An 11,767-nucleotide genomic window follows, 5' to 3' on the forward strand; every position below is an offset into this window, starting at 1 on the left:
GGGCGCAGGTCCGGCCGGTCACCGGGTGCTGATCCTGCGGCGAGCGGCGCTCGACGCGCGCCCGGCGGCCGCATCCTCCGCACCTGCGTGAAGCCTGGGAGAATCCCGGGTGGGTGGCCCATGCAGGCGTGCTAGGTTCCGCGGCTTGCACACCCGCACCCGACCAGGGAGATGGACGATGTCCGCTCGACGGAAGCTCGCCACGATCAGCCTAGGCCTGACCCTCAGCCTCGCCGGCCTCACCGCGTGCAGCACCGACGGCGGTGGCGACGGCGACGCTGCCGCCGCGAGCAGCAGCAGCCCCGCGCCGGACGACGCCGCCAGCAGCAGCGCAGCGCCGGAGCTCCCCGAGGCCATGCCCGAGCCGGACCTGAGCGAGGTCCCGGACCCGGTCGCCACGGTCAACGGGGAGGACGTGGCCAAGGACGAGTTCGCCACCTACTACGAGAGCCAGTTCGCCAGCGCCGCCGGACAGGCTCAGATGAGCGGCGAAGAGCTGGACACCGAGCAGCTCCAGGCCGACACCCTCGACACCGTCGTCGACAGCGTGGTGCTGCGGCAGGCGGCGGAGGAGGCCGGCCTGGAGCCCTCTGACGAGGAGGTCGACACCCTGCTCGAGGAGCTCGCGACGGGCAACGGCCTGGAGTCGGTCGACCAGTTCCTCGAGGTGCTCGAGCAGCAGGGCATGGACGAGGAGACCGCGCGCCGCGAGGCGGCCAGCCAGCTCGCCATCCAGGCCTACATCGAGGAGGAGGCGCAGGTCGAGGACCCCTCGGACGAGGAGCTGCGGGACTACTACGACGAGCTCGTCGCCCAGCAGGAGGAGGCGGCCCCCGAGGGTGAGTCGGGCGCGAGCGGCACCGCTGCCCCGCAGCCCGAGATCCCCGAGTTCGACGAGGTCAAGGACCAGCTCGCCGAGCAGCTCCGGGCCGAGGAGCAGGCCGCCGCCACCGACGAGCTCATCGCGGCCCTGCGCGAGGACGCGGAGATCACCAGCCACCTCTGACGCTCCAGGTCAGACCGTGAGGTCCTCCGGGGTGTGCAGCCGCACCAGCGTGCGCGCCGCCCCCGGGGGGATCCCGGACGGGGTGAGCAGCGAGACCCCGACCATCACCCCGCAGACCAGCGGCACGATCCAGGCCGCCGGCTGGGCCAGCAGCGCCGAGGCCCACCCCTGCGACCCCTCGGCCAGCACGGTGCTGGCGACCGCACCGGTCGCCAGCACCGTGCCCGTCACGAGCCCGGCGGTCGCACCCTGCACCGACAGCCGGGGCCACCACACGCCGAGCGCCAGAAGGGGGAAGAACGTCGAGGCCGCGATGACGAAGGCCAGCGTCACGAAGGCCGCCAGCGGCACCTCGGGAAAGACCCCGACCCCGGCCACCGGCACGAGCACGGCGAGCACCGCGGCGATCCGGAAGCCGGCGACCTCCGAGGCGTCCCCCGGCACCACCCGGGCCAGCACCGGCCGCACGACGTCCTGGTTGAGCACGCCGGTCACGGCCAGGGCCAGCCCGGAAGAGGTGGAGAGGAAGGCCGCGAAGGCCCCGCCGGCCAGGGCGGCGAGGAGGAGCTCGGCGCCCAGCCCGGGCAGCACCTCCGCGGGGAGCCGCAGCACCACCGTGTCCGGCCGCTCCCCCGCGCCCAGGGTGGGCAGGTAGGCCCGGCCGAGGAGGGCATACACGACGGTGACGACGTAGAACAGGCCGAGCAGCACGAGCACCCGCACCGTGGTGCGGCGGGCGGCGGTGCCGTCGGGGTTGGTGTAGTAGCGCACGACGACGTGCGGCAGCCCCATCGTCCCGAGCGCCAGCGCGAGCACCAGCGACAGGGTGCGGTAGAGCGCGTGCCCACCGCCCGCGGGGCCGCCGCCCGGCAGCACCCAGCTCTGCGCGACGTCCAGGCCGGGCCCCTGGCTGCCCCACCACACGGCGAGCAGGATGCCCGCGGGGACCGCGAGCGCGGTGAGCTTGATCCAGTACTGCACCGCCTGCACCAGGGTGATCGAGCGCATACCCCCTGCCGCGACGGACAGCACCACGACGACCACGACGACGACCGGACCCAGCCACAGCGGCGCGCCGGACACCAGCCGGAGCGTGAAGCCGGCGCCCTGCAGCTGCGGCACGAGGTAGAGCCAGCCGATGAAGACGACCAGGACCGAGCACAGGTGGCGCACCAGGCGGGACTCGAGCCGGGCCTCGGCGAAGTCGGGCAGCGTGTAGGCCCCCGAGCGGCGCAGCGGGGCCGCGACGAGCACGAGCAGCACGAGGTAGCCCACGGTGTAGCCGATCGGGTACCACAACGCGTCCACGCCCTGGTCGTAGATCAGCCCGGCGACGCCGAGGAAGCTGGCGGCGGACAGGTACTCCCCGCCGATCGCGGCGGCGTTGCGCTGCGGCGAGACCGCGCGGCCGGCGACGTAGAAGTCGCTGGTCCGCCGGGACAGCCGCAGCGCGAAGGCGCTCAGCGCGACCGTGACCAGGCAGACGAGCAGCACCGCGCCACCGGCGAGGCTGGCGGCCACCGCTCAGCGCTCCTGCGCGGTCGCGGAGAGCCGGCGCTCGACCCGGGTCGCCGCCCGGGTGTACCACGCGGCCACCGCGACGAGGACGGGGTAGACGAGGACCGCGAGCACCGGCCAGACGACCGGGACCCCGGCGAGCCGGACGTCCCGCGCAGCAGGCAGGACGGCATACAGGACGGGTATGCCGCCCAGGACCAGCGCCAGCCCGGCCAGCACGAGCAGCGCGAGCCGGAGCTGGGCCCGCAGCAGACCACGCAGGTAGAGCTCACCGGCGCCGGTCTGCTCGACGAGCGAGGCGGCGAGCGGACGGCGGCGTGCGGTGGTGGCGCCCCGGCGGGAGGAGGTGACGCGGACCCGGGCGCCGTGCTGCCCGCTCATTCGCCGGTCGCGAGCACCCGCTCGCGCACCGCCCGTGCGTGTCGGCGGGCGACCGGCAGCTCGGGGCCGTCGGGCAGCAACCGGAGCGCGAGCCTGCCCTGCCCCTGGCGGACCTGCCCGACGTGGGCGAGGTTGACGAGGGTGGAGCGGTGGATGCGGACGAAGCCGGCGTCGGCCCAGCGGGTCTCCAGCGTGGTGAGCGGCACCCGGAGCAGGTGCGAGGCTGAGCCGGTGAAGAGCCGCACGTAGTCGCCCTGGGCCTGGACGTAGCGGACCGCGGAGCGGCGGACGAACCGCGTGACGCCACCGAGCTCGACCGCGATCCGCTCGTCCGCCGGCTCACCGGTCGTGCCGGTGGAGCGCTCGAGATCCTGTGCCGGGTCGGCGGCAGTGCGCTGCGCCAGGGCGCCGACCACCCGGTCCACCGCCTGCGCGAGCCGAGCCGGTGAGACCGGCTTCATGACGTAGTCGACCGCCTGCACCGCGAAAGCGTCCACGGCGTGCTCCTCGTGCGCGGTGACGAAGACGACGAGCGGCGGGTGCTCGGACCGGGCGACCACCCGGGCCAGCTCCATGCCGTCGAGACCCGGCATGGAGATGTCGGAGAAGACGACGTCGACGCCACCGGCCTCGAGCACCCGCAGCGCATCGGCCCCCGACCCGACCGGCTGCACGCTCTCGCACCGCCCGTCCCGCTCGAGCAGGAAGGTCAGCTCGGAGAGGGCAGGCGGTTCGTCGTCGACGACGAGAGCGCGCATGCCGGCCATCGTAGGGCGGCGCACACGGGGCGGCGTCGGGTCACACCATCCAAAGGCGGGGTGCGGGCAGTTGCCTCATCGCGCTGTCCCGGGTCACCAGGGTCGCGGACTCGACGATGCCCTGGGCCACGAGCAGCCGATCGAATGGGTCACGGTGCTGCCAGCTCATGGACCCCGCCAGCAATGCGTGCGTGCCGGTGATGGGAAGCTCTTCGGCACCGATGTCGGCTATCCGGCGCGACCAGGCGTCCACCAGCCCCGGGGCTACGAGCTTGCCGAGTCGCACCTTCGTCGCTACCTCCAGGGCCGACACCGCGGAGACGAGCAGGACCTTGCGACGGTCGGCGAGGTGGCTTCGCTGCTCCTCGTCCAGCTGTCCAGGATCCCCGATCAGCCACAGCAGTACGTGGGTGTCCAGCAGATACGTCACTCCCACCGGTCGAGCTCCTCCTCAGGGAGCGAGTCATCGAAGTCCTTCGGAACGGTGATCTCCATGGGGCCGAAGGCGCGCGGCGGCGCCGCGACGACCGGTCGCAGCTCGGCGATCGGGACGCCGGCTCGGGAGATGGTCACCCGCTCTCCCGCCTCGACGCGGGCCAGGAGCCGCGACAGATGCGTCTTGGCCTCTTGGACATTGACAGTCTTCATGCTTCTAGTCTGGTTGGTCTGGTCAACGTGGTCAAGAGCTCATGCGTCCGGGTGGACGCCGGGGGCATACTTCGGCACCCGGAACGTCACCTTGGTGCCCAGGCCGGGAGCGGTCTCGACGACGAGGCCGTGGTCGTCGCCGTAGACCTGGCGCAGCCGGGCGTCGACGTTGCCCAGGCCCATCCCCTCGCCGCCGCTGCCGTCCGCCGCCGCGGACTCCCCGTCCAGGGCGCGCCGGACCAGCTCGGGGTCGGACCCGACGCCGTCGTCCTCCACGGCGATCTCGGCCAGGTCGCCGAGGTCGGTGCCGGTGATCGTCACCGTGCCGACCCCCTCTTTGCCGGCCAGCCCATGCCGCACGGCGTTCTCCACCAGCGGCTGCACCGCGAGATAGGGCACCGCGACCGGCAGCACCTCCGGAGCGATGAGCAGATTGACCCGCAGCCGCTCACCGAAGCGCGCCTGTTCCAGCACGAGGTAGCGCTCGACGTTGCGCAGCTCGTCGGCGAGGGTCGTGTAGACACCGCCGCGGCGCAGGGCATACCGGGTGAAGTCGGCGAACTCGAGCAGCAGCTCGCGCGCGCGGTCGGGGTCCGTGCGCACGAAGGAGGCGATCGCGCCGAGCGAGTTGTAGATGAAGTGGGGGCTGATCTGGGCGCGCAGGCTGCGCAGCTCGGCCTCCATCGCCCGGGTCCGCTCGCGGTCGAGCTCGCCCAGCTCGAGCTGGCCGCTCACCCAGGTGGCGAGCTGCTCGGTCGCCCGGGCCAGGCCCGCGGAAGGGCGCGGGGAGTATGCCGCGAGCGCGCCGATGACGCGGTCGTCGACCACGAGCGGGGCGACGACCCCGGCGCGGACCGGGCACTCCGGCACCTCGCACGGCAGGTCGGCCCGGGTCAGGACGGCGACGTCACCGCTGGCGAGGACCCGGGCGGCGTGACCCGCGGCCTGCTCGCGGTGATGGTCCCCGAGGCCGGACCAGGCCAGCGCCTGCTGGCTGTCGCAGACCGCGAGCGTGGTCGCGCCGAGCATGGTGCGCAGGTGCCGGGCGGCGGGGTCGGCGTGGCTCTCGGTGAAGCCGGCGCGCAGGCTGCGGCCGGCCTGGGCACCGGAGCGCAGCGTCTCGTAGGTCTGCTGGTCGGTCTCGGAGAGAAAGCCGCGGGCCGTGCGGCGCCGCCACCACCACGCGACCAGGTGCACCAGCACGACCACGGCGAGCACCAGCAGGGCGGTGGGCAGGTGCAGGTCGCCGGGCATGGCCGGACCCTACCGCCGAGGGATCGGCGGCAGGGTCCGGTCACCGGGCCTGCCAGGTCGCAGCTGCGCCCGGCCGGGCATCGACGAGGGCTACTCGCCGAGCCAGACGTAACGGGCCAGCAGCAGCGCCGCGACGATGTAGAGGATCCAGTGGACCTCCTTGGCCTTGCCGGTCAGGGCCTTGATCGCGCAGTAGCTGATGATGCCCATCGAGACGCCGTTGGCGATGGAGAAGGTCAGCGGCATCACCATGATCGTGAGGAAGGCAGGCACGCCCTCGGCCACCTGGTCCCACTCGATGTGCCGGATGCCGTCCATCATCAGCGCGCCGACGAGCACCAGGGCCGGTGCCGTCGCGGCCCCCGGGACCACCCCGGCGAGCGGCCACAGGAACAGCGAGAGGCCGAAGAGCAGGCCGGTCACGGTGGCGGTGAGGCCGGTGCGCCCGCCCTCCTCGATGCCGGACGCGCTCTCGACGTACGCCGTGGTCGTCGACGTCCCCATCGCGGCGCCGAACATGCAGGCCAGGCCGTCCATGGAGAAGACCGTCTTGGCGCGCGGCATGTCACCCTTCTCGTCCAGGTAGCCCGAGCGCTGGGCCAGGCCGGTCAGCGTGCCGGTGGCGTCGAAGAAGTCGACGAAGAAGAAGGTGAAGACGACGCTGAGCAGGCCCAGGCCGAGCGCGCCCATGATGTCCATCTGACCGACGAGGTCCGAGGGCCACACCGGCGCACCGACGATGCCGTCGGTGAACCCGCCGAAGGCCGCCGGGGACCCGTCCGCTCCCGTGTAGACCTCGGCCCGGGTGACGATCGCCAGCAGCGAGGTCACGAGGATGCCCCAGAGGATCGCTCCCTTGACCCGCAGCTGCAGCAGCACCGCGGTGAAGATGAGGCCGATGACCGCCAGCCAGGCGCTCGGGGCTCCCAGGTCGCCGAGCCCGACGAGGGTGGCCTCGTCGGCGACGACGATGCCGGCGCTGCGCAGCCCCAGCAGGGCCAGGAAGGAGCCGATGCCGGCGGTGATCGCCAGCTTCAGGCCCATGGGTATGCCCTGGACGATCGCCTTCCGCACACCGAGCACGCTGAGCACGACGAAGAGGACGCCGGAGATGAAGACGGCGCCGAGCGCGGTCTGCCAGGCCACCCCCATCCCGAGGACGACCGTGAAGGCGAAGAAGGCGTTGAGCCCCATCCCGGGAGCCTGCGCGAAGGGGTAGCGCGCGATGAGCCCCATGACGAGCGAGCCGAACATCGCGGCGATGCAGGTCACCGAGAGGAGCTGGACGAAGGTGGTCGGGCCCACGTCGATGGCGTTGCCGAGCACGTTGGGGTTGACGAAGATGATGTAGCTCATCGTCAGGAAGGTCGTCAGCCCCGCCCGCAGCTCGATCGGCACGGTGGAGCCCGAGGAGCTGATGCCGAAGAAGCGGTCGAGCCCGTTCTTGGGCTCGGTGGGCGCGCCGGCACGTGCTGCGTCGCTGCCCCGGACGAGCCCGCCGCGGTGGTCGGCCTGCTGCGCGGCGACCTCGGCCCGCGAGGTGTCGTGGGTGCCGGTGTCGAGCTGGTCGGGGGTGGCCGAGTGCGGATCGGCCAGCGAGCCGCCCTCGGTGGGCGGACGGTCAGGGTCGTGCGTGGACATGGCTGCTCCTTGCGGTGTGGTGGGTGGGCGCGGGTGCGTGGCCGGACACGAGCCGGCCCCCCACCCAGGTGGCGACGACGTCTCCCGGGGTGCCCAGGACGAAGATCCGGGCCAGCCTCTCAGAGTCTCCGGGCGCGTGCCGCAGTGCCGTGTCCAGCGTGCTGCCGGCGGGCGGTGCGAGCGAGGCCGCGTCGAACTCCTTGCCGACGCCGAGGTCGCCGACCTGCTGGCCGAGACCGAGCGCGCCGGCCCCGGCGGCGGTGGCGAGGTAGAGCAGGTGCGCCGGGGTGAGCGGCACCCCGTCGGCGCCGAGCAGCTGCTGGAGGTAGTAAGCCTGCAGTCCCTCCTTGAACATGCTGAACCCGGCACCGGCACCGACGTCGGACCCCAGCGCGACGGCCACCCCGGCGTCGAGGTGGCGCCGCAGCGGGAACATCCCGCTGCCGAGGGCGGCGTTGCTCGTCGGGCAGTGCGACACCGCGGCACCGCTGGCGGCCAGGAGCCGGAGCTCGTCGTCACCCGGGATGACATTGTGCGCCAGCACCGAGCGGGGACCGACCAGCCCGTGCCGGGCATACGTCTCGAGGTAGTGCTGACAGGTCTGCGAGAGCTCGGCGGTGTCGACGGGCAGCCGAGGTCGACCGACGTGCCCTCCGGCCCGAAGGCGGCGCACGCCTGGCGCGGCGCCTCCCGGACGCTGCGGGCGAGCATGAGCGGCGGCTCCCCCGACCGTGGCGCGCGGCGACGTCGACTCCGGTATGGCTGCCGCCACCCACGTCTTCTCCGGCGAGTTCGAGCTCGGCGGGCAGGAGGACTTCTACCTCGAGACGCACTGCTCGCTCGCGTCGGTCGACGAGAGCGGTCAAGTCTTCGTCCAGTCCAGCACCCAGCACCCGTCCGAGACGCAGGAGATCGTCGCGCACGTGCTGGACCTGCACTCGCACGAGGTGACCGTGCAGTGCCTGCGGATGGGCGGCGCCTTCGGCGGCAAGGAGATGCAGCCGCACGGGCTCGCGGCGGTCGCCGCGCTCGGGGCCACCCTCACCGGCCGCCCGGTCCGGTTGCGGCTCAACCGCACCCAGGACCTCACGATGGCCGGCAAGCGGCACCCCTTCCACGCCACCTGGCAGATCGGCTTCGACGACGAGCTGCGGACCCGTGCCCTGCGCGCGACCCTCACCAGCGACGGCGGCTGGAGCCTGGACCTCTCCGAGCCGGTGCTCGCCCGGGCGCTGTGCCACATCGACAACGCCTACTGGATCCCCGACATCGAGGTCCAGGGCCGGATCGCCCGCACCAACAAGACCAGCCAGACCGCCTTCCGCGGCTCCGGCGGCCCGCAGGGGATGCTCGTCCTCGAGGACATCCTCGGACGGGTCGCGCCCCGGCTCGGGGTGCCGGCGCACGAGCTGCGCCGCCGCAACTTCTACACCGAGGGCCAGGCCACCCCTTACGGCCAACGGGTCCGCCACGCCGAGCGGATGGGCCGCATCTGGGACCGGCTCTCGGAGACCTCCGGCCTCGCGCAGCGGGACGAGGAGGCCCGGGCCTTCAACAGCGCGCATCCGCACACCAAGCGGGGCATCGCCATCACCCCGGTCAAGTTCGGGATCTCCTTCAACCTCACCGCCTTCAACCAGGCCGGCGCCCTCGTCCACGTCTACAAGGACGGGTCGGTGCTCATCAACCACGGTGGCACCGAGATGGGGCAGGGGCTGCACACCAAGATGCTGCAGGTCGCGGCGACGGCGCTGGGCATACCCCTGGCGGCGGTGCGGCCGCCGCTCGATGTCGGAGAGGCTGAGGGCGGCGCCGATCTCGATCCGGTCCTCCTCCACCGTCAGGGTGCGCAGCTCGGGCAGGTGGTCGATCGCCACGCTCAGCGGTGCGCGTCGGTGGCGCAGGGTGAGCTCGACGCCCTCGTCGGTGCTGCCGGCGACCAGCACGGCGTCCGGGTGCTCGGCCAGCAGCTCGAGCGTCTGCGCCAGGTCGGCCGGGCGCCGGAAAGAGCCGTGCTCGCCGTCGATGCTCGTGACCCGCGCGGCCGGGGCCGGCTGCTGCTGCCGGGACGCGATCTCGTCGCCGTCTTCGGGCATACCCAGGGCGTATGCCGCGTCCTGGATCGGCCGGTAGCCGGTGCAGCGGCACAGGTTGCCGGAGAGGGCGTGCAGGTCGAAGCCGTTGGGACCGCACTCGTGGTCGTCCGCGGCGGCACCGGGTGCCGGGTCCGCCTCGGTCGGGGCGCGCCCGGGACGGTAGAACTCCGCGGCCATCGAGCAGACGAAGCCGGGCGTGCAGTAGCCGCACTGCGAGCCGCCGCGCTCGGCCATCTCCTGCTGCACCGGGTGCAGGCTCTGTGGCGTGCCCAGGCCCTCGGCCGTGATGACCTCCTGGCCGTCCAGCGCGGCGGCGGGCACGAGGCAGGAGTTGATGGCGGTCCACCGGCTGCCCTCGCCGTCGGGGCGACGGACGAGGACCGAGCAGGCACCGCACTCCCCCTCCGCGCAGCCCTCCTTGGCGCCGGTGAGGCCATGGCTGCGCAACCAGTCCAGGGCGGAGAGGTATGCCTCGGGCTGCTCGCCGGGGTAGCAGCGGCCGTTGACGGTGATCTCGACACCTGCCGCAGCGTCAACTGCAGTGGCGGCCTGGGGCGTTGTCGTCGTCATCGACGTCTCCTCACAACTCTCACGACGCGGCCGCTCTGCCGCGTCCCATGGTTGCCGGATCATCCGTCTGGCGCCGTCCTGGTTATCCATGCCAACAGGTCGGTGCCAGATGGCGGATCAACATTCTCCTGTCAAGACCTGACGGACAGAAGTCTGTGAAAATTCTTTTCCGTCATGTGGAGTCGCGCGGTAGGTTTGGCTGCTCAAAAGTCGCCCCGCTCACGGGTACCGAGCCGCTGACCCTTTCGGGCCGGGCTTTCGAGCACATGCTGTCGTCGCGGGACGGGAGCACGCGGCTGAGCCGCGCGCCGGTCCACGACGCCGGCAGCGCGGACACTCTGAGCCGACTCGTCAACTGAGAGCCCCTTCGTCACTCGACAGGCCGTCCGTTGACGAACCGGCTCACAGACAAGACGTCCGATCGGAAGGTGTCAAGGCGGGTGAGACAGTTTCCGTCAGGCGGTCTGTATGAGGGCCTCCTGTGAGGGTTGGTTGATCCACGCCGCGGTGGGCAGGTTCGGCGCTTGGGGTCGGCGGTGGCCGAAGCGTTCGGGGTGGGCGGCGTAGGCCGCGTCCAGGGTGGCCTGGCGTTGGGCGCGGACCTGGGTGGCGGTGCCGTAGTGGACGCTGGCGGGGGTGTGCAGCCCGATCCCGGAGTGGCGGTGCTCGTGGTTGTAGTAGGCGAAGAACTGCTCCGCGAACGCGCCGGCGTCGGCCAGCGACCCGAAATGCTCGGGGAAGATCGGGGCGTACTTGAGGGTCTTGAACGCCGCCTCGCTGTAGGGGTTGTCGTTCGAGACGTGCGGTCGGGAGTGGGACCGGGCCACGCCCAGGTCCACCAGCAGCTGGGCGACCGGTTTGGAGGTCATCGAGGTGCCCCGGTCGGCGTGGAGTGCGTCCGGGACCCCGTGGATGCCCATCGCCTGCTCGAGCAGGTTCTTGGCGATGTCGGCGTCCTCGCGGGCGGCGATCGTCCAGGCCACGACGAACCGGGAGAAGATGTCGAGCACGACGTACAGGTCGTAGTACACACCCCGCTCCGGGCCGCGCAGCTTCGTGATGTCCCAGGACCACACCTGCCCCGGGCCGGTGGCCACCAGCTCCGGTCTGGTGCGGGCCGGGTGGGTGGCCTGGCGGCGTCGTTCGCCGGCCATCGCGTTCTCCCGCAGGATGCGATGCATGGTGGACTGCGAGCACAGGTAGGTGCCCTCGTCCAGCAGCGTGGCCCAGACCTGCGCGACCGACTTGTCCGCGAACCGTTCGCTGGTCAGCACCGACAGCACGTGGGCCCGCTCGGCCGGTGTCAGCTTGTTCGCTGGCACAGGCCGCGGTGCCCGTGCACGTGGCGGTGGCGGGTTCTTGGCCCGGTAGTGGCCGGCGCGGGAGCGGCCCAGCAGCGCGCACGCCCTGGCGGTGCCGACGTGCTCGGCCACCTCGTCCACGGCTGGGTTGATCACCGCGGCGACCGCGGCGGTCTGTCCGCGCTCTCGGAGAGCGTCTCCAAGAGCGCGTGTGCTTTTCCCATCAGGTCCAGCGCCGCCTTGGTCCTGGCCAGCTCGGCCTCGGCCTTCTCCGCCCGGACCCGTAGCGCCTGCATCTCCCGCTCGCGCCGGTCCCGCGGTCTGCTGCCCAGCCCGGCCTGTGCACCCTCCGCAGCGGCCTTGCGCCACTCGGCGATGTGGGAGGTGTACAGACCCTCCCGGCGCAGGATCGCGCCTCGCTCCTCCCGGTCCGCGGCGTCGTACTCGGCCAGGATCGCCGCCTTGAACTCGGCGGTGAACGAGCGCCGCTTGGGACGGTCAGCACGAGGAGCCATGGCCCCATCATCGGCGCCGACGTCAGCAACCGTCATCGTCATCTCAAAATGTCCGTTTCTCGCCCCGTGCGAGGTCAGT

General features: G+C 72.3%; 11 protein-coding genes and 2 pseudogenes. 2 read left to right on the forward strand and 11 right to left on the reverse strand.

The features are described from left to right. Positions 1-178 precede the first annotated feature (178 nt). On the forward strand, positions 179-1,006 hold the full coding sequence (locus FU792_RS15320; RefSeq protein ID WP_022925863.1) for a SurA N-terminal domain-containing protein: 828 nt from the start codon (positions 179-181) through the stop codon (positions 1,004-1,006). Between the two features lie 9 nt (positions 1,007-1,015). On the opposite strand, the gene FU792_RS15325 is transcribed toward FU792_RS15320, so the two are convergent. The 8 genes from FU792_RS15325 to FU792_RS15360 form a co-directional block, all read right to left on the reverse strand. Further along, positions 1,016-2,527: a sodium/solute symporter gene (locus FU792_RS15325; RefSeq protein WP_022925864.1), complete on the reverse strand. Its 1,512-nt coding sequence runs from the start codon at positions 2,525-2,527 to the stop codon at positions 1,016-1,018. A gap of 3 nt (positions 2,528-2,530) precedes the next feature. Further along, positions 2,531-2,905 carry a hypothetical protein gene (locus tag FU792_RS15330; protein WP_022925865.1) on the reverse strand — a complete coding sequence of 125 codons (375 nt, stop codon included), beginning with the start codon at positions 2,903-2,905 and terminating at the stop codon, positions 2,531-2,533. Continuing rightward, on the reverse strand, positions 2,902-3,663 hold the full coding sequence (locus tag FU792_RS15335) for a LytR/AlgR family response regulator transcription factor (protein WP_028131176.1): 762 nt from the start codon (positions 3,661-3,663) through the stop codon (positions 2,902-2,904). The genes FU792_RS15330 and FU792_RS15335 overlap by 4 nt, the downstream gene beginning before the upstream one ends. 40 nt (positions 3,664-3,703) lie before the next feature. Beyond that, positions 3,704-4,093 (reverse strand): type II toxin-antitoxin system VapC family toxin, encoded by a 390-nt coding sequence (locus FU792_RS15340; protein ID WP_022925867.1) that lies wholly within the window; start codon positions 4,091-4,093, stop codon positions 3,704-3,706. Further along, positions 4,090-4,311, reverse strand: a complete 222-nt coding sequence (locus tag FU792_RS15345) for a type II toxin-antitoxin system Phd/YefM family antitoxin (RefSeq protein WP_022925868.1) — start codon at positions 4,309-4,311, stop codon at positions 4,090-4,092. Before FU792_RS15345 ends, FU792_RS15340 begins: the two co-directional genes overlap by 4 nt. Positions 4,312-4,350: 39 nt before the next feature. Continuing rightward, positions 4,351-5,565, reverse strand: coding sequence for a histidine kinase (locus FU792_RS15350; RefSeq protein WP_149814881.1), 1,215 nt, complete (start codon positions 5,563-5,565; stop codon positions 4,351-4,353). 90 nt (positions 5,566-5,655) lie between these two features. Then, the gene (locus tag FU792_RS15355; RefSeq protein WP_022925870.1) at positions 5,656-7,206 is read right to left on the reverse strand and encodes an NCS2 family permease; all 1,551 of its coding nucleotides are present in this window, start codon (positions 7,204-7,206) and stop codon (positions 5,656-5,658) included. Next, complete coding sequence (locus tag FU792_RS15360; protein WP_420329318.1) at positions 7,187-7,837, reverse strand: amidohydrolase family protein; 651 nt, start codon at positions 7,835-7,837, stop codon at positions 7,187-7,189. Before FU792_RS15360 ends, FU792_RS15355 begins: the two co-directional genes overlap by 20 nt. 94 nt (positions 7,838-7,931) lie before the next feature. Between FU792_RS15360 and FU792_RS18205 the strand changes: the two are divergent. Continuing rightward, positions 7,932-9,119 (forward strand): annotated as a pseudogene (locus FU792_RS18205) (molybdopterin cofactor-binding domain-containing protein); the annotation flags it as partial. Here the strand turns inward: FU792_RS18205 and FU792_RS18210 are convergent. The 3 genes and pseudogenes from FU792_RS18210 to FU792_RS18985 all read right to left on the reverse strand — a co-directional run. Then, positions 9,012-9,962: pseudogene (locus tag FU792_RS18210) on the reverse strand (2Fe-2S iron-sulfur cluster-binding protein); the annotation flags it as partial. The pseudogenes FU792_RS18205 and FU792_RS18210 overlap by 108 nt on opposite strands. A 365-nt stretch (positions 9,963-10,327) precedes the next feature. Continuing rightward, a complete protein-coding gene (locus tag FU792_RS15370) occupies positions 10,328-11,329 on the reverse strand; it encodes an IS3 family transposase (RefSeq protein ID WP_149814581.1) in 1,002 nt (333 codons plus the stop codon). After that, on the reverse strand, positions 11,326-11,688 hold the full coding sequence (locus FU792_RS18985; RefSeq protein ID WP_193559849.1) for a transposase: 363 nt from the start codon (positions 11,686-11,688) through the stop codon (positions 11,326-11,328). The genes FU792_RS15370 and FU792_RS18985 overlap by 4 nt, the downstream gene beginning before the upstream one ends. Between the last annotated feature and the right edge of the window lie 79 nt (positions 11,689-11,767).

The sequence above is a fragment of the Serinicoccus marinus DSM 15273 genome (assembly GCF_008386315.1).
Taxonomy (GTDB): Bacteria; Actinomycetota; Actinomycetes; order Actinomycetales; family Dermatophilaceae; genus Ornithinicoccus; species Ornithinicoccus marinus.

Bases quoted from the DNA above. Each gene is read 5' to 3' on its own strand.
- FU792_RS15320 (WP_022925863.1), top strand. From the start codon at position 179: ATGTCCGCTCGACGGAAGCTCGCCACGATCAGCCTAGGCCTGACCCTC.
- FU792_RS15330 (WP_022925865.1), bottom strand. From the start codon at position 2,905: ATGAGCGGGCAGCACGGCGCCCGGGTCCGCGTCACCTCCTCCCGCCGG.
- FU792_RS15335 (WP_028131176.1), bottom strand. From the start codon at position 3,663: ATGCGCGCTCTCGTCGTCGACGACGAACCGCCTGCCCTCTCCGAGCTG.
- FU792_RS15345 (WP_022925868.1), bottom strand. From the start codon at position 4,311: ATGAAGACTGTCAATGTCCAAGAGGCCAAGACGCATCTGTCGCGGCTC.
- FU792_RS15350 (WP_149814881.1), bottom strand. From the start codon at position 5,565: ATGCCCGGCGACCTGCACCTGCCCACCGCCCTGCTGGTGCTCGCCGTG.
- FU792_RS15355 (WP_022925870.1), bottom strand. From the start codon at position 7,206: ATGTCCACGCACGACCCTGACCGTCCGCCCACCGAGGGCGGCTCGCTG.
- FU792_RS18985 (WP_193559849.1), bottom strand. From the start codon at position 11,688: ATGGCTCCTCGTGCTGACCGTCCCAAGCGGCGCTCGTTCACCGCCGAG.